The 16,189-nt window shown below is 66.6% G+C and carries 14 protein-coding genes; 1 reads left to right on the forward strand and 13 read right to left on the reverse strand.

Annotation, left to right across the window (positions count from 1 at the left end):
* Positions 1-267: 267 nt before the first annotated feature.
* From JMJ56_RS25290 to JMJ56_RS25325, 8 genes are all read right to left on the reverse strand, one after another.
* Positions 268-1,422: a zinc-binding metallopeptidase family protein gene (locus JMJ56_RS25290; protein WP_202834538.1), complete on the reverse strand. Its 1,155-nt coding sequence runs from the start codon at positions 1,420-1,422 to the stop codon at positions 268-270.
* Positions 1,423-1,712: 290 nt separating this feature from the next.
* Positions 1,713-2,441 (reverse strand): uroporphyrinogen-III C-methyltransferase, encoded by a 729-nt coding sequence (cobA, locus tag JMJ56_RS25295; protein ID WP_202834539.1) that lies wholly within the window; start codon positions 2,439-2,441, stop codon positions 1,713-1,715.
* A complete protein-coding gene (locus tag JMJ56_RS25300) occupies positions 2,438-2,761 on the reverse strand; it encodes a nitrite reductase (NAD(P)H) small subunit (protein ID WP_202834540.1) in 324 nt (107 codons plus the stop codon). The genes cobA and JMJ56_RS25300 overlap by 4 nt, the downstream gene beginning before the upstream one ends.
* A gap of 228 nt (positions 2,762-2,989) precedes the next feature.
* Positions 2,990-3,322, reverse strand: coding sequence for a Rieske (2Fe-2S) protein (locus JMJ56_RS25305; protein ID WP_328702471.1), 333 nt, complete (start codon positions 3,320-3,322; stop codon positions 2,990-2,992).
* Positions 3,323-3,324: 2 nt separating this feature from the next.
* Positions 3,325-5,766 (reverse strand): nitrite reductase large subunit NirB, encoded by a 2,442-nt coding sequence (nirB, locus tag JMJ56_RS25310; protein ID WP_202834542.1) that lies wholly within the window; start codon positions 5,764-5,766, stop codon positions 3,325-3,327.
* An 11-nt stretch (positions 5,767-5,777) separates the two neighbouring features.
* Positions 5,778-6,131, reverse strand: coding sequence for a hypothetical protein (locus JMJ56_RS25315; RefSeq protein ID WP_202834543.1), 354 nt, complete (start codon positions 6,129-6,131; stop codon positions 5,778-5,780).
* On the reverse strand, positions 6,128-8,248 hold the full coding sequence (locus tag JMJ56_RS25320; protein ID WP_202834544.1) for a molybdopterin oxidoreductase family protein: 2,121 nt from the start codon (positions 8,246-8,248) through the stop codon (positions 6,128-6,130). The genes JMJ56_RS25315 and JMJ56_RS25320 overlap by 4 nt, the downstream gene beginning before the upstream one ends.
* On the reverse strand, positions 8,248-9,459 hold the full coding sequence (locus JMJ56_RS25325) for a nitrate/nitrite transporter (protein WP_202834545.1): 1,212 nt from the start codon (positions 9,457-9,459) through the stop codon (positions 8,248-8,250). The genes JMJ56_RS25320 and JMJ56_RS25325 overlap by 1 nt, the downstream gene beginning before the upstream one ends.
* A gap of 291 nt (positions 9,460-9,750) precedes the next feature.
* On the opposite strand from JMJ56_RS25325, the gene JMJ56_RS25330 reads away from it, so the two are divergent.
* Positions 9,751-11,481 carry a bifunctional protein-serine/threonine kinase/phosphatase gene (locus JMJ56_RS25330; protein WP_202834546.1) on the forward strand — a complete coding sequence of 577 codons (1,731 nt, stop codon included), beginning with the start codon at positions 9,751-9,753 and terminating at the stop codon, positions 11,479-11,481.
* On the opposite strand, the gene JMJ56_RS25335 is transcribed toward JMJ56_RS25330, so the two are convergent.
* From JMJ56_RS25335 to JMJ56_RS25355, 5 genes are all read right to left on the reverse strand, one after another.
* Complete coding sequence (locus JMJ56_RS25335) at positions 11,473-11,676, reverse strand: hypothetical protein (protein ID WP_202834547.1); 204 nt, start codon at positions 11,674-11,676, stop codon at positions 11,473-11,475. The genes JMJ56_RS25330 and JMJ56_RS25335 overlap by 9 nt on opposite strands.
* A 70-nt stretch (positions 11,677-11,746) precedes the next feature.
* Entirely contained in the window at positions 11,747-13,156 is a 1,410-nt protein-coding gene (locus JMJ56_RS25340; protein WP_202834548.1) for a cytochrome P450, read from the reverse strand.
* A gap of 49 nt (positions 13,157-13,205) precedes the next feature.
* On the reverse strand, positions 13,206-14,090 hold the full coding sequence (locus tag JMJ56_RS25345; protein WP_202834549.1) for an ADP-ribosylglycohydrolase family protein: 885 nt from the start codon (positions 14,088-14,090) through the stop codon (positions 13,206-13,208).
* Positions 14,087-15,421 (reverse strand): vWA domain-containing protein, encoded by a 1,335-nt coding sequence (locus JMJ56_RS25350; protein WP_202834550.1) that lies wholly within the window; start codon positions 15,419-15,421, stop codon positions 14,087-14,089. Before JMJ56_RS25350 ends, JMJ56_RS25345 begins: the two co-directional genes overlap by 4 nt.
* Complete coding sequence (locus JMJ56_RS25355; RefSeq protein WP_202834551.1) at positions 15,418-16,071, reverse strand: helix-turn-helix domain-containing protein; 654 nt, start codon at positions 16,069-16,071, stop codon at positions 15,418-15,420. Before JMJ56_RS25355 ends, JMJ56_RS25350 begins: the two co-directional genes overlap by 4 nt.
* Between the last annotated feature and the right edge of the window lie 118 nt (positions 16,072-16,189).

The raw sequence follows: 16,189 nt of genomic DNA on the forward strand, positions 1-16,189 counted from the left end.
TTACGCCCGACGTTAAGGCCGCCAGCCTCAACGCACCTCAGCAGCCAGAGAAGGCGATGGAGGCCGGACGCTTACGACCGTGGCACCGTTGCCAACGAAGCAAAGCGGAAACCCGGAGCGCCGCCGAGATGAAGGACCAGAATGGGATCTTTAGAAGTCTTCTAAATTCCATGTCCACGAGACGCTCGCCCATCCCAATCTGGTTTCAGGTTCCGTCGGGCTGGAACAAGCCACCTTTTGGCCTTTGTGTAAGGTTCAGCCCTCGAATCAAGCTAGGCGTCTTCTGCCTTCAGCGCCCGCCCGGTGCTCCTGCACGAGGTCGTGGATGAAGCGCAGCTTTCTTATGACTGCACCTGACAGTACGAAAGGGTAGAGGTCCGGCTGCCCCATGGAGCGGTTCAAGCTGTTCATCGCAAGGGATAATGGCAGCCAGTTGCCGATGACCGGGTCGAAGTCCTTCGTCTGATACGGGTCGAAGTTTACCACGGCGCCAATTGTGCCGCCGCGGTCGCGCGGGTGTACCTCGACCCCATGGGCGCCTGCTGTCTCCAGCATGTCGAGCAAGTGCAGGTAATGCGCCCAGGTTTCGGCGAAGTCTTCCCAGGGGTGCATTGTTGCATAAGCGCTGACAAAGCGGCCGCGCCAATCGTCAGGCGCTCCATGGATGTAGTAGGCCTTGAGCGACCTACCGTAGTTGACACGCTCATCCCCGAAGAGGGCGCGGCACGCTTCCAGCTGGCCGCTGTCGCACACCAGCGGGTCCCAGAAGTAGTGCCCGCTCTCATGCCGGAAATGGCCGAGCAGGGTGCGATAGGGCTCGCCCAGGCTCTTGCGCATCTTCTCTCGCTCGACGTCGTCGGCTTCTCGCAAGGCGATGGTGATGAGGCCGTTGGCATGGCCCGTTATCACCCGTGGCAACTTCGGGTCGGGTGGATCGGCGAGGAAGTCGAAGGCGAGCCCCTCCGGGTTCTCCGCCCTAGTCGGCATGGGCAGCCGCAGCCTCAAAAGCGAATAGAACAGCCGGCGCTTGGCTCGTTCGAGCTGACGCCAGCCCGCCAAGTTATCATCTTGGCCAGGATCAGAAACATGGCGATTGTGCCGGCACGCCGCACAGTGCGGTTCGGCATCCTGAAAGGGAACCAGCCAATTGCACCCTACGAGGCTCACATTCGCGCAGAAGCGATACCGCTTCCCCGGCCGTAGATATGGAAGCCAGACTTCCTCCACATCCAGCGGCAGTGCGACTGCGTCGCGCAGCCCGGTTTCGTCGAGTGCAGCGAGGAGATCCGGGTTGACGTCCGGCTCCAGAGCCGACATCAGCCCGATTTCGGATAGGTAGCCGAGCCGGGAGCCGCAGCGTACGCAACGCGTGTTCTCAAAATATACGGTCTGCCCGCAGGCTTGGCACTTGAACAACCTCATCCGGGGTCCGAAAGCTGCATGCTCAGTTGGGCTCGGCTGATAATGCCAACCTCCATTCAAGTTGCGGTTCGACAGCTATACGACGCGATCGGCATCTCCTCGGATGTGATCGAGCGGCGGTCGAGGTCACCTTTCCGCAGCAGATTATTGGCACTAACGGCTGCTTCAAAGCGAGTTCTGTCTCGGTAACGTGCAGGAGGCCGTGCCTCTTTCGGTCGAATTCGATCCCCTTTCTTTCGGGAATAGATGCCTGCGGGCCTTAATGGTCAGCATCGTGGTCTCTACGGTGTTCACACGGTGATTGCGCCCATTGCGACTACCTCGCCGATCAGCACCATGGTTGGTCCAGCGCCGCCGAGCCGCGCCACCTGGTCGGCGAGATCAGCCAGGGTGCCGTAGACACAGCTTTCTTGCGGCAAAGTGACGGACTGCACTGCGACAGCAGGCGTCGACGGTTTCATGCCGGCTTCCAGCAGCCGCGCGGTCAACAGCCGCAGGGTGCGGATACCCATATAGACAGCCAGGGTGCCGCCGCGTGCGAGCGCCGCCCAATCATACTCCGGCAAACCGTCTTGGTGGTCATGTGCGGTCAGCAGGTGCAGGCTGCGGGAGACGCCACGATGCGTCAGCGGCACCTGCAACTGCGCGCCGACGGCGAGCGCGGTGGTGATCCCCGGCACCACCTCGACCGGAACCCCAGCCTCGCGCAAGCTTTGCAGTTCCTCACCGCCACGGCCGAAGACGAAGGGATCGCCGCCCTTTAGGCGCACCACGCAGCGACCAGCCCGGGCGTAGATTCGGATCAGCCGGTTGATCGCCGCCTGCTCCGTCGAATGCCGGCCGCAGCGCTTGCCGACGTTGATCATCTGCGCATCCGAGCGGGCGAAGGTCAGGACTTCAGGCCCGACCAGATTATCGAACAGCACCACGTCGGCGGTGGCGATGATGCGCGCGGCCTTCAGCGTCAGTAATTCGGGATCCCCCGGGCCGGCGCCAATCAGATAAGCACGGCCGATCATACCGGCAGCGCTAACGGCGCGCGACCTGCCTTAAGTTTCACCGGCCTGCGCCGTACGTACCCGAAGTCGGACGCCTGCGCCTCGCCACTGTCAAGATCGATGACCCTGTTATGCAGCGGGTAGGTCACCGTGTGACCATGCACGATGCCTTGGCTCAGTGGCCCGCCCTTGTGCGGACATTTGTTGTCAACCGCGAAGACGTTGTCACCGGCGCAGCGGAACAGTGCGATATCGCATAGCGCGGTCGCTACGACCCGGCTGCCGAGGTGGGGGATGTCGGCAAACCAAGCGACTTCCCCCCACGCCATTGTGGCTTTCATCCGCGTCACTCCATTTGCGGCGGCGGAACCGGCGACAGCCACAAGCCGTGCGGTCGGGGCCGCTCCGTCACCGTGGCGGAGCCACAGGTCACACAATCCATCCCGGGTCCTGACCTGCTGGTCTCAAAGCCTAACCCCGGTACCTCGGCTAGCCAACTGAGGTGCTTGGCGTGAGGCCTGACAGAAGCGCGGCGATTGCCCCGATGCTGTGCCACTGGCCAAAAGGCCTCAGGAGATCATGGCGTCGGAGGCGGCTGGCAGCAGCAGGACGACCCCATCTGCCGTCCTGCGCACCGGGTAAGTCATAAGGTCGCAATCGCCGGTCAGCTCGCGGCCATTGGCGAGATCATAGACGCGCTCGTGCAGCGGGCAGGTGACCGTTGTGCCGCCGAGCATGCCGTCCGCCAGCGGCCCGCCCTTGTGGGGGCATTCGGCTGCTGTTGCGAAAACAGAGCCGGTGCGGGTGTGGAACACCGCGATGCGCTGGCCGTCCATCTCGAAGGTGCGGCCCTCGCCTGGCGGGACATCCACCAGACGGCATAGGAAGCGTTCGCCGAGCACGCTCATTCTCCCGCCGGGATAAGGGAAGCGAAGCGGGTTGTCTCTTGCCCCTCGATCAGCGCACCCCAGGGATCTACATAAGCATCGACGGATTCCTGCATTGCGGCGTCGAGCCGCGCGGCAATGCCGTCGCTATCCTCGACGACAACGGCGCGCACCCGCTCGATGCCGACGCGTTCGATCCAGTTGTAGGTGCGTTCCTTGTACTTCGCCTCCTCACGATAATACTGCATAAAGCGCCCGGAAATCAAAATGGCCTCTTCATGACTGGAGACGGTGCAGAGCAGATCTCCCTTGCGCACATGAGAGCCGCCAGCACCGGCAACATAGATCTCCCAGCGGTCGTCACCGACCGCGACCAGACCAACATCCTTGATCAGGGCCTCGGAGCAGTTGCGCGGGCAGCCAGCGGTGGCGAGCTTCATCTTATGCGGGCTGTCGATGCCCTTGAACCTGTCCTCGATCTTCTTGGCCAAGGCCATGCTGTCGCCAAGACCGAAGCGACAGAAATCCGTGCCAACGCAGGCCTTGCAGGTGCGGTAGGTCTTACCGTAGGCGTGACCGGAGACGGTGCCGAGCTCGGCCCAGACTGCAGGCAGATCCTCCTTCCGCACGCCGAGTAGGTCGATGCGCTGGCCACCCGTCACCTTTACCAGCGAGACATGGTACTTTTCGGCCACCTCGGCAATGCGCCGCAGCTCTGCCGGCGTGGTCGCGCCGCCCGGCATCGGTGGCACGACGGAAAAAGTACCGTCCTTCTGGATGTTGGCGTGGATGCGTTCGTTGATGAAGCGCGCATCGGGCTCCGCCACGTATTCGCCCTTCCATACCACCGAAAGCAGCGAGGCGAGTGCGGGTTTGGCTCCGGCGTCTTCGACACCGCCAGCGAGCTCGCGAAATACAGCCGAGACGGATTTCAGCGTTCGCGCGCGGATTGCCTCGACCAGCTCGGACTTCTTCAACGGGATGTTTGGCACATACCAATGGACCGAGGGGTCCTCCTCCACGTCGCCGCCGGCGAACCAGGCAACGAGGTCGGAGACCAACCCTTTGCACGACCCGCAGCCCTTGCCAGCGCGCGTTGCGTTCATCACCCCGGGCAAGCTGCGGTTGCCGCCGGCGACACAGTTGCCGATCGCCGCCTTGGTGACGCCGTTGCAATTGCAAACCTGCGCCTCGGCTGGCATCTCGTCCAACGTCACCTTCTGCGGCGGCGCACCGAGATCGAACAGCAAAGAGAGCCGTTCCTCTGGCAGTGGACTGTCGCGGTCGAAAGCCTGCATTAGGTAGGCGGCTTTGCTGATGTCGCCCATCAGGATCCCGCCGATTAACCGACCATCGCGCACAATCAACTTCTTGTAGGTGCCGCGCTGTGGCTCACTGAACTGGATGGTCTCGTCGCGTTCCTCGGAAGGTTCAGTGATGCCCATCGAGGCCAGCTCAACCCCCATGACTTTCAGTTTGGTGGCGAGCTTCGAGCCATGATAGGCGGCATTGCGGTTGGCACCCGTTACATGGTCGGCGAAAACCTTGGCCTGATCCCAGAGCGGCGCGACCAGCCCATAGACCCGGCTGCGATGCTGTGCACATTCGCCAACGACATAGACGCTCATGTCATCAACCGCGAGCATGTGGTTGTCCACCACGATGGCACGCTCCACGGTCAGCCCGGCGCGCACGCCAATCTCGGCATTTGGCTTGATTCCGGCGGCGACGACGACCAGGCCACATTCGAGCGATGTACCGTCCTTGAAGGCCAACCCAGTGACGCGGTCCTCGCCCAGCACCTGGCTGGTGGACTTGCCGACATGAACGGTGACGCCCATGCTCTCCATGGTCTTCTTGAGGATCGCGCCGCCCGGAGCGTCGAGCTGCTGCTCCATCAGATGGCCGGCAAGGTGGACGACATGCACCTCGCAGCCATGGTGCAGCAGGCCACGTGCTGCCTCCAGCCCTAGCAGCCCGCCGCCGATCACTGCCGCCTTACCGCCAGAGCCCGCAGCGGCGGCGATGCCGGAACAGTCGTCGATGGTACGGAAGCCGAAGACGCCGGACTTGAGCTTGCCGGGCTCCGTGAAGATGCCAGGAATGGGTGGGATGAAAGCGCGGCTGCCGGTTGCGATCAGCAGCTTGTCATAATGCGCCCGTACGCCACTCGCGCTTTGCACCACTTTGGCAAAGCGATCAATCTCCGTGACCGGCGACCCGGCATGCAATGTGATGCCGTTCTCGGCATACCAGTCGAGCGGGTTGAGAAAGATCTCGCTGGCATCCTGTATCCCGCTCAGGATGTTGGACAGCAGGATGCGGTTGTAGTTGCCGTAGGGCTCATCGCCGAACATCGTGATGTCGAACATCTCGCTGCCACCGCGGGCAAGCACCTCCTCAACCGCACGGGCACCCGCCATGCCATTGCCGATGACGACCAATCTCTGCTTCGCCATGGACGTGCTCCTCAGATTTCCATCAGGCCCAGATCGACCACCACCTCGCCCGTCACGCCTTGCGGCGCCGCGAGGTGCAGCTCAAGCACCGTTTCGGGAAAGATGTCCTCCACCACGGCCAGCGGCACATGCATGGCCCCACGTGCGCCGACCGGGAAGTGCCGCATCGGCGTGCCCGCCCGCATCAGCACCAGATTGACGAGCGCATCCGAAGAATTGCCGGCGCGGAGGTAGATCAATTGCGCCCGTTTGTCGGCTGGCACCGTATAGGTGAGTTTAGCATCGAGTAGTGCGGGCACGGTGAGTCCCTTGCCCTCGAAGTGGTAGACGCCGTTGAGGAAGCGCGGTGTGGTCTCCATGGTCATGCTGAATTGGATCCTTGTTGAGAAGCAGGCGGCATGCATTCGACGCGGACGGCGCAAGTCTTGAACTCGGGGATGCGCGAGACTGGGTCGAGCACGGCATTGGTCAGCAGGTTCGCATTCCCCAGGCCGCCCCAGTGGAAGGGCACGAACACGGTGTCGAGGCGGATGGTACGGACCAGCCGTGCCCGCAGCGCTGCGGCACCACGCCGCGTCACCAGCCGCACCATGTTGCCCTCGGCGATGCCGAGACCTCGGGCGGTCTCACCATGGATCTCGACAAAGGCCTCGGGGTCGGCCGCCAGCAGTGCCTGCACACGCCGGGTCTGGGTGCCTGAATTGTACTGCGCCAGCACGCGGCCCGTGGTGAGAAGCAGCGGATACTCCTGGTCGGGCGGCTCCGCCGACAACGGCTGCTCCACCGCATGGAAGCGGGCGCGGCCGTCTGGCGTGGCGAAGCGCTCTTGGAAGGGGCGCGGAGTGCCGGGGTGCCCGGGCGTCGGGCATGGCCAAAACACGCCCTGCTCCGCCACGATCCGCTCCCAGGTGATGCCTGCGTAATCGGCAATGCCACCGGCGCTGGCGCGGCGAAGCTCCTCGAAGACGTCCCGTGCGTCGGCGCTGAAGAACTTCCCGCGGCCGAGGCGCTCGGCGATCTCCTGCAGCAGCTCCAAATCGGTCAGCACGCCTGGCGGCGGCGCAACCAAGCGGTCGCGCAGCAGCACCCGGCCCTCGAGGTTGGTGATGGTGCCGGCTTCCTCAGCCCAATGCGCCACAGGCAGCACGACATCGGCGAGCGCGGCCGTCTCGGACAAGAATGGGTCGGCCACAACCAGCATGTCGAGCGCCGCCAGCCGCTCCCGCACCCGGTTGGTGTTGGGCGCCGCGACCAGCAGGTTGCAGCCCTGTACCAGCAATGCGCGGATGCCATCCGGCGCGCCGCAGCGGTCCAGTAGCTCGCAGGCAGAAGGGCCGGGTCCCGGCAGCGTCGCTGGATCGACACCCCAGATGGCGGCCACGGCGGCGCGGTGCGCCGGATCGGCGAGATTGCGGTAGCCCGGCAGCTGGTCCGCTTTCTGGCCGTGCTCGCGGCCGCCCTGGCCATTGCCCTGGCCGGTGAGCGTGCCCCAGCCGCAGGCCTGACGGCCGGCCTTGCCCAGTGCGAGCGCCAGGTTGATGTAGCCCAGCGCGTTGGCCACGCCGTGGCGCTGCTGCTCCGGACCGCGGCCGGTCAGGATCATCGCCGTCGCCGCCTCGCCTAGCAGATGCGCCGCCTGCACCAGCTGGCGCTCTGGCACGCCGGTCGCACGCTCCACCCGATCGGGCCACCAGGCGGCGGCGGCGCGGCGGGCGGTGGGGAAGCCGGTTGTGCGCGCGGCAATGAAATCCTCATCTAGCAGCCGGTCGCGCACCGCGATATGCAGCAGTCCATTGGCCAGCGCCGCATCGCTGCCCGGCGTCAGCTGCAGGTGCAGCGTCGCCATGGCGGCGGTCGCTGTGCGGCGCGGGTCGGCGACGATCAACTGCCCGCCGCGCTGCCGCTGCGCCTCCAAATATTGCAGCAGCACCGGCAGGGTTTCGGCGGGATTGCCGCCGGCGATCAGGATCGCCTCGGCTTCCGGGATGTCCTGCAGCGGGAAGGGCAGGCCACGGTCGAGGCCAAAGGCGCGGTTGCCAGCCGCTGCAGCCGAGGCCATGCAGAAACGGCCATTGTAGTCGATGTTGCAGGTGCCGAGGCCGACGCGGGCGAATTTACCCAGCGCATAAGCTTTCTCGTTGGTCAGGGCGCCGCCGCCGAAGACGCCGACCGCATCGGCACCGCCTGCCGCCTGCGCCGCGCCGATCCCTCTCACCACATGGTCGAGCGCCTCCTCCCAGGTCGCGGGACGTAGCGGGGCATCGCGCCTGTCGCGCAGTAGCGGAGTGAGCGGCCGGTCGGCGGTAAAGAGGTCGGCGGCTGTCCATCCTTTGCGACAGAGCCCACCCTGGCTGGTCGGGAAGTCGCGGGGCGTGACCTCCAGACGCCCGTCCTTTGCCACCAGCCGCATGGCACATTGCATGGCGCAATAGGGGCAATGGGTGCCACCGGTGGGGTTGCAGAGCGGCGGAGCGGCGATCATCAAATGCGCCCGACGCCGGCCACGGCACCCCAGGTGGTCCGCCAGCGCGCCTTGACGCTGGTGAGGCCGACCAGCGCGACGGCAGCGAGCACGGCGAAGACCAGCAACCCGACCTGGTAGCTGCCGGTGAACTGCTTCGAGTAGCCAAGACTGGAGGCGAGATAGAAGCCACCTATGCCGCCGGTCATACCGACCAGCCCGGTCATCACCCCGATCTCCCGCCGGAAGCGCTGCGGTACCAACTGGAAGACCGAGCCATTGCCCATGCCGAAGGCCAACATGCCAATGATGAAGACGGTCAACGCCATCCAGGCTTGCGGCAGGCCGATGCTAACGACGGCAATGGCTAGCGCCGCAGTGGCGTACATAACCGAGAGCGCGCGGATGCCGCCAATGCGGTCGGCGAGCGTCCCGCCGACCGGCCGCACCAGCGAGCCGGCGAGGACACAGGCGGCGGCGAAATAGCCGGCCAGTTTAGGGTCCAGTCCGTACTGGTCGTGGAAGTATATGGGCAGCGAGGAGGCGAGGCCGGAGAAGCCGCCGAAGGTGACAGCATAGAAAAACATGAACCACCAGGCGTCACCGACGCGAAAGACCGCCAGGTATTCTGTCAGCGACTTCGGCGGCGGCGTCTCTGGGCTTTCGCGCGCCACAGCCAGGTAGGTGACGAAAGCGACGATCAACGGGATCGTTGCGAGTCCAAACACGTTGGTCCAACCGTAGGCGGCGGCGAGGCCGGGTGCGAAGAGTGCGGCGAACACCACGCCGGAATTGCCGGCGCCGGCGATACCGAGCGCAATGCCTTGGAGCTCTGGCGGGTACCAGCGGGAGGCCAGGGGCAGGGCGACGGCGAAGGAGGCGCCGGCGACGCCTAGGACGATGCCCAGCAGCAGCACCTGCGCATAGCTGTGCACACCGAACCACCAGGCCGAGAGCAGCCCGAGGATGACGATGACTTGGCCGATCGTGCCGGTGCGCAGCGGCCCGATGCGGTCCACCAGCACGCCGTTCACCACCCGGAGCAGCGCGCCTGCCAACAGCGGCACGGCGACCATCAATCCACGCTGTGCCGCGTTCAGGTGCAGGTCCTGCGCGATCTGGACGCCGAGCGGCCCCAGCATCACCCAGACCATGAAGCTCATGTCGAAATAGAAGAACGCCGCGAAGAGCGTCGGCGGATGCCCCGCCTTGAAGAAGTCACGACTTGCCATACGGCCAGATTGCCCCGCGCGTCCATGGGTCGCGCAGATCGTCGTGCCACCCGCCCGGCCACCCGAGCGTGTCACCGGCGACGCTCTGCGTCGCCGTGGTACCGTGCCTTCTCCCGTTGCCATCGGTCTTCGACACGACTCTTGTCGCGTACGCGCCGGGGCACTTCCACAGCTTATGAATTCATCAATGATTGAGGCAGTCGTAAAGACGGTAGCTGTCTTCACAGAATCGTTTTCGAGACGCCATCATTCTGATGTTCTCATAAGGAGATCCGAATTCCGAACAAACCTATGGCGACGACGCTAGGTATTGCCGGAGCGACCTCGCCCGGCCAGCCGAACGTGCGAGCCGGCTTCTGTAGCGAGCGCGGCCGGCGTCCGGACAACCAGGATTATTGCGGGCTCTGGCTCGGCGACCCGGTGCGCGGCGACCGGCACGGGATGATTGCGGCTATCGCGGATGGCGTAGGCGGCGCGAAGGGTGGTCGCGTTGCGGCGGAACTGGCAGTACGTGGGTTGCTTGAAGGGCTACTCGGACAGAGCGAGACGCTTGCGGTGCAGCGCGCCGCAGCGCGCGCGATAGAGGCGACCAACGGTTGGCTGCATGCCGTGGGCCGGACCGATGCCGCACTCGCCGGCATGGCTTGCACACTGACAGCGCTGGTGCTGCGCGGCCGCCGGTTGCATGTACTGCATGTCGGTGACACGCGGCTCTACCGCTTGCGAGGCGGCGTGTTGGACCGACTGACCACCGACCATACCCCAGGCGCGCCCGGCACTTCCCATATGCTCACACGAGCGGTCGGACCGGCGGAGACGGTACGGCTGGACTATGCCGAGGAAGCGGCACAGCCGCATGACCGCTATCTGCTGTGCAGCGACGGCGTACATGGTGAGCTTCCGGATCGCCGCATCCTGGTGGAACTTGCCCGCCGCGCCGCTCCGCATGAGACGGCGCGGCGGTTGGTGGAAGCCGCGCTCGCCTCATCGGCGGGGGACAATGCTACCGCGCTGGTGCTCGACGTGCTCGACTTGCCGACGCCGGATCAGGCAGACCTGCAGGCGGCGGCGGCGGCCCTGCCGGTACTGCCGGCGCCCCGGCGCGGCGCCACAGTAGACGACTTCGTGCTCGACGAGATGCTCGTCGACGGCCGCTATAGCCGGGTTTTCCGCGGCCGCGACACGGCCGCCGAGGGGCGTCCGGTGGTCCTCAAGTTTCCGAAGCCTGGTGCCGCGGCTGAGGCCAGCTTCCGCCAAGCCTTCCTGCGCGAGAGCTGGATCGCTGCGCGGGTCCGCAGCCCCTTCGTGGGCGAGGTGCTGGAACTGCCAGCGGGGCGGCAAAGCTGTCTCTATTCGGCCATGCCGCTGTACCAAGGCGAAACGCTGGAGCGGCGGATTTTGCGTGGCCCGCCGGTGTCCCTCGAGGCTGGGGTCGTGATCGCGGCGAAGCTCGGCAAAGCGCTCGGCGCGCTGCACCGAGCCGGGGTGATCCACCGCGATATCAAGCCCGATAACGTCATCCTCGAGCCTGGTGGTGGGCTGCGACTGATTGACCTCGGCGTGGCGCGCCTGCCCAACCTTGAAGACTTTGCCGCCCCCGACATCCCGGGCACGCCAAGCTACATGGCGCCTGAGTTGCATGCCGGGCAGGCCGGCGACGAGCGCTCTGACCTTTACGCTCTAGGTGTCACGCTGTACCGGCTGTTCGGTGGCGGCTACCCTTACGGCGAGGTGGAACCCTTTTCCCACCCGCGCTTCAAGGCGCCAGAGTCGCTGCTCACGCGGCGCAGGGACCTGCCGGCTTGGCTGGACCAGGTACTCGCCCGGTCGGTCGCGGTCGCGCCGGAGCACCGCTTCGCCGATGCGAATGAGCTGGTCGCGGAACTCGAGATCGGCATGGCGCGCGGAGCCCCGCAAAAGCCAGGGCCGCGCTCGCTACACGATCGGAACCCGCTGCTGTTCTGGCGAATAACCGCTGGACTGCTGGCGCTGATGCTGCTCGCCAGCTTGGCGTCAAAATGAAAACTTCGCGTTGTTGGCCTGGCGGTTTGGTTGGGACATGTTCCTGAAGGACCAACGGTCCAACTTCTTCCAGAAGCCCAGCTTACCGTTCAGGGCCAATGCTTCTCGATTGTCGGTATCCATATCGACGAAGATGTCGGTGTCAGCGAGTCTGGGGCGGAAGTGCTTCAGTCCGTCTAGATGATCGATTTGCACGCGGTGCTCGCTAAGCGGGTGAGCGGCTTTGATGACCTAGTGACGTTGCACACCGCACCTGTGCGGCGCATCAGTCGACGCGCACCAGGTGCACTTGCATCCCATCCTTTGGCTGCGGAATTGGCCACATCCTCCAAGCTGTGACGTAGCCGGGCGCGACGCCGACCGAAAGGTTCTGCAGCAGGTGCCGAGCGAAGCACTTGGCCTGCATCATGGCGAAGTTCAGCCCGAGACACATATGCGCGCCGCCGCCGAACGGGACATAGGCGCCACGGCGGCGGCCTGCCCGCGCAGTCTCGTCAAAGCGGTCCGGGTCGAAGCGGTCGGGGTCGAGCCAGAGACCTGGCATATGATGCGTGAACAGCGGATTGATCCCGATCGAGGTGCCGGCCGGGATATGGTAGCCGCCGAACTCGAAGTCCCGCAGCGCGCGTCGCGGCACGGCGGGTACTGGTGGGATGATCCGTAGCGCTTCCTCGAAAGCCATCCCGGTCAGCCGCAGTTCGTCCAGCCGATCGAAGGGCAATGGCTCGTCAGCCTGCAGGCCGAGCCCGGCGATCTCGTCACGTAGTCGAACCTGCCAACGCGGGTTAGTGGCGAGCAGCCATACAAAGGCCGTGAGCGAGGAGGTGAGCGTGTCGTGCGCCGCCATCATCAGGAAGCTCATATGATCCACCGCCGCCTCGGTGGGGAGCGGTACGCCATCCTCCGTCGTCGCATGGCAAAGCTGGGTGAACAGGTCATTGCCATCTGACATGCGACGGACCGGAACCTGTCGAGCGAGGTACGCGACGATACGCGCGCGCCCCTGCACGCCACGGCGCATCTGCGTCCCCGGTAGCGCCCTTCGAATGGGCGCGACCGTCGCTGCGATCATGTCGGCGAACGCAGACCTGACGTCTTCCATGTCAGGGCCAATGTCGGCGCCGAGAAAGGACCGCGCGGCGAGATCGAGGGTGAGGCGCTTCATCTCCGGGTAGAGCGTCATCGGGCCCGGTGTGGCCCGCCACCGTGCCACAGCAGCGGCAATCCCCGTATCCAGCGTCGCCAGATAGGCCCGCAGCGGCCCGGCCTTGAAGGCTACCGCCAGCGCACGGCGCTGCAGTCTATGCTCCTCGAAGTCCAGGGTCAGCAGGCCACGCGGGAAGACCCGGTCGAGAAATCGGCCCCAACCCAGCTGGGCGGAGAAGAGGCGCTGCTGGTCGAACAGCACCAGCTCGTTCGCCTCCGGCCCCAGCAGCTGTACACCCGTCTCACCAAGGATATTGACCCGCATCACAAGCCCGTGCCGCGCGGCGAGCGCCTCGTAGTATCCTTTGGGATCGGCGAGGACCTGCAGAGTGCTGCCGATAAGCGGCAAGCCATTGCTGCCCGGAATATGCACGAGGGCGCGTCGCGGAGGCGGCACGACCTTCGCACGATTAAGCGGCACGCCAGCTGAAATCATAGCTACAGCCCTCTTCTCGCTGCGGGTCCCCAAAGCGGCAGCAACGTCGAGTTCCGCCCTTCGAAGCCCGTGCGCCCTCGTGTCAGACTGTAGTCGCCTGCTGGCGTGGCTGGCTGATAAGATTCCAACCCGCCGCCTCGATCTCTTTGCGCCAGAGCAGCCGTTCGCGCCACATGCTGGGGATGCCGGCATAGCCGTACATTGCTCCCGCGATCTGCCCTGCGACGGCCGCAGTGGTATCGGCATCCTCGCCGAGATTGGCCGCGGCCAGTACCGCCTCGCGGAAGCTGCCCGTGGTGGCGACCGCCCAGCGCGCGGCGTTCCAGGTATCGAGGACATAGCCGCCAGAGCGCACCAGGTTCCGAGTTGCCGCCACCTCGCCCAGGACCTCCGGCCCGGCGCCGTGGAGCAGATCATACAGGAGGCCGGCCATGGCCGCCGCCGTCGCAGCGGCTTCCTCGCTGTTGTGGGTCAGCCGCGCCTGCTGAACCGCCAGCTCAGCTGCGACCGTACGCCGCCGCTCCAGCGGCTCGCGCATGGCAAAGAGCACGACCGGCGTGAGCCGCATGATCGCGCCGTTGCCGGCCGCGTCGGTCGGCGGCGGCAAGCTGCCATCCCGCTCAAAGCGCCGCAGGGCCGCCCTGGTCTGGTTGCCGATGTCGAAGCAGGTTCCGGTGTGGCTGTAGGCCCCCTGCCCCATCCAGCGGAGCCAGCGCCGCATGATGTCGGCGCCGTCGAAACGCCCGAGTTCGACCAGGCTGCCGGCCAGGCCAAGCGCCATGGAGGTGTCGTCCGTCCAGCCGCCCGGCGGCAGCCGGAAGGGGCCGCCGCCCACCATGTCGGTCAGCGGCGGGTAGCTGTCGCGCGGACAGAACTCGAGCGTCGTGCCGACGGCATCGCCCACGGCCAGGCCGACCAGGGCGCCAAGCGCCCGGTCCGCCAGTGTTCCTGCCAGGGGGGCGTTCATCGCCTTGGGACCCCGCTGAAGCGCTCGGCGATAGAGGGCGGCGCCGCGGCGCGCAGGTCCACCTCACCGCGGGCACGCTGGTAGGAGGCGGCATAGACCTCCTTGCGAACCTGCTCGTCCCAGTCCTCGCCAACCCGGCGCAGCAGCAGCACCAGCTCGGCCAGCAGCGGCTCCACCGCCTTCAGGCCTCGGGCATAGCGCTGCATCCAGCGCAGCTCCCGCTCGAGGTAGTGCCGTGCCGCCCGTCGGTCGCCGTCGCGGTTCATCCGCACCGCCCGCCGCAGCACCTCCGCCTGCCAGGCCCGCACGGCGGCGAGGTCGCGGTCGGCGTCGCGCGGCTGGGCGCTGTTCTCGTGGCCAGGCGCCAGTTGCAGCTCGGCCTCCGCCGGGCGGGCCTCGATCAGACCGCCACCATCCGGCAGGGCACCACTGGCCGAGACGCCGAGCAGCAGCGCCGTCCCCGGTGCCCCGGCTGGCGCGTGCAGCCGGAACACCAGCCGCTTCGGGCGGTCCGGCAGCAGCGTGCCGACCAGCACCTCGAGCGCGCCGGGCAGCGCCGTCTGCGTCCAGGCCCCCACCACCTCGGCCCGGAGGGTCGCCGGGACGGAGAGGCGGAGGGTGGTGCGCTCCAGCAGTGCGTCGCGGCCCTCGCGCAGCTCGCCCAGCACCACCTCGCCGATCTCGTGGGCCTGCCCGGCATCGTGCAGCCGGCCACCGCCGGCCTCGGCCATGGCGCCCAGCAGCTCCTCATCGTAGCCGTCGCCGATGCCGACGGCCGAGGTCATGATGCCGCGCCTGAGCAGCTCGCCCGCGTGGTGGGCGAGTTCGGTGCGGTCGGTCACCCCCTCATTCGCCTGGCCGTCCGAGAGCAGCATCAGCCGGTGCGAGGCCCCTGCCCCGGCCGCCATGGCGATCGCCACGTACTCGGCGGCGAGCAGCCAGCCGCTGAAGAGGTTGGTGCCGCCGCGCGGGGCCAATCGGCCGATCGCCCGGGCCGCAGCGCGGCGGCCGGCCGCGTCCATTGGCCGGGCATCGAGCAGCAGCTCCGCCCCGCTGTCGAAGGCGACGACGGTCAGCCGGTCGGCCTCACCCAGCGCCTCGGCCACTGCGAGGGCCGTGCGGCGCGCGGCCTCCAACTTCTCACCGGCCATGGAGCCGGAGACGTCGATGGCCAGAGCCAGGTTGAGCGGCGGTACCTGCCGCCCTGGCTTCCCGCCATCCCCGGCGGTGAGGTCGGCGACGAGGTAGCGGATGGAGCCGCCGCCCTCCCAGGCCAGGGCGCGGTCGAGGCCGGCGGTGAGGGTCAGGCGGGTGGCTGGACGATCGGTCATGAGCTGCTCCCGAGCAGGATGTCGCGGATGAGGTCGGCGCAGCGCTCGAGCCGGGCGCGCTGCTCGGCATCGAGGCGGCCGCGGACCGCCAGCTCGACGTCAGGAGCGATGGGAATGCGCAGCCACTCCTCCGCACGCACCTTGCGGGGCGGCTCGCGGCGGGCCTGGGCCAGGTGGAGCTCCAGCGCCTCAAAGCCGGCTGTCGGCAACGCCAGGGAACCCTGGCGCTGTGGGGACCGCGGCGGTGGCCCCTCCCCGGCTCGGGGCGGAGGCGGTAGGGCTACTCCTGCGGCCGGCGTTGGCTCCCGCCGCTCCCGAAGGCCGCGGAGGTAGTCGAGGGCCGAGGACGGAGCCGAAGCCAGCTCGCGTGGCTCGGGCACCAGGTCGGCAGCTCGGCCGGCATGGACCCGCAGCTGCTCGGGCGTGGCCACCAGCAGCTCCTGCCGGATGGCGGCGAGAGGCATGCCGAGGCGGTCGCGCATGCCGCGGATGGCCAGCAGGCGCTTGAGGGCGTCAGCGGGGTAGCGGGCGCCGGGACCGCGGGAGCGTGGCCCTGGCAGCAGGCCCTGGGCCACCCAGGAGCGGATGGTGCGGGGCTCCAGGCCCGAGGCTGCCGCCAACTCGGCCAGGGTAGGTTCTGTGTCGGTCATAGCGCCACTATAGTGGCGACATTACGACACATCAAAATAACTTTTCGAGGGCGCTCTAAGATGTCCTACCGGCACCTCCCATGCGGCTGGAGGTGGCTCCCCCTTCCCACCATCCGCA

The sequence above is a fragment of the Belnapia arida genome (assembly GCF_016773205.1).
GTDB classification, from domain to species: domain Bacteria; phylum Pseudomonadota; class Alphaproteobacteria; order Acetobacterales; family Acetobacteraceae; genus Belnapia; species Belnapia arida.

What these genes read in the sequence shown, in the direction of transcription:
- cobA (WP_202834539.1), bottom strand. Translation starts at nt 2,441, where the DNA reads ATGATCGGCCGTGCTTATCTGATTGGCGCCGGCCCGGGGGATCCCGAA.
- nirB (WP_202834542.1), bottom strand. Translation starts at nt 5,766, where the DNA reads ATGGCGAAGCAGAGATTGGTCGTCATCGGCAATGGCATGGCGGGTGCC.
- JMJ56_RS25290 (WP_202834538.1), bottom strand. Translation starts at nt 1,422, where the DNA reads ATGAGGTTGTTCAAGTGCCAAGCCTGCGGGCAGACCGTATATTTTGAG.
- JMJ56_RS25320 (WP_202834544.1), bottom strand. Translation starts at nt 8,248, where the DNA reads ATGATCGCCGCTCCGCCGCTCTGCAACCCCACCGGTGGCACCCATTGC.
- JMJ56_RS25345 (WP_202834549.1), bottom strand. Translation starts at nt 14,090, where the DNA reads ATGAACGCCCCCCTGGCAGGAACACTGGCGGACCGGGCGCTTGGCGCC.
- JMJ56_RS25325 (WP_202834545.1), bottom strand. Translation starts at nt 9,459, where the DNA reads ATGGCAAGTCGTGACTTCTTCAAGGCGGGGCATCCGCCGACGCTCTTC.
- JMJ56_RS25350 (WP_202834550.1), bottom strand. Translation starts at nt 15,421, where the DNA reads ATGACCGATCGTCCAGCCACCCGCCTGACCCTCACCGCCGGCCTCGAC.
- JMJ56_RS25300 (WP_202834540.1), bottom strand. Translation starts at nt 2,761, where the DNA reads ATGAAAGCCACAATGGCGTGGGGGGAAGTCGCTTGGTTTGCCGACATC.
- JMJ56_RS25315 (WP_202834543.1), bottom strand. Translation starts at nt 6,131, where the DNA reads ATGACCATGGAGACCACACCGCGCTTCCTCAACGGCGTCTACCACTTC.
- JMJ56_RS25355 (WP_202834551.1), bottom strand. Translation starts at nt 16,071, where the DNA reads ATGACCGACACAGAACCTACCCTGGCCGAGTTGGCGGCAGCCTCGGGC.
- JMJ56_RS25330 (WP_202834546.1), top strand. Translation starts at nt 9,751, where the DNA reads ATGGCGACGACGCTAGGTATTGCCGGAGCGACCTCGCCCGGCCAGCCG.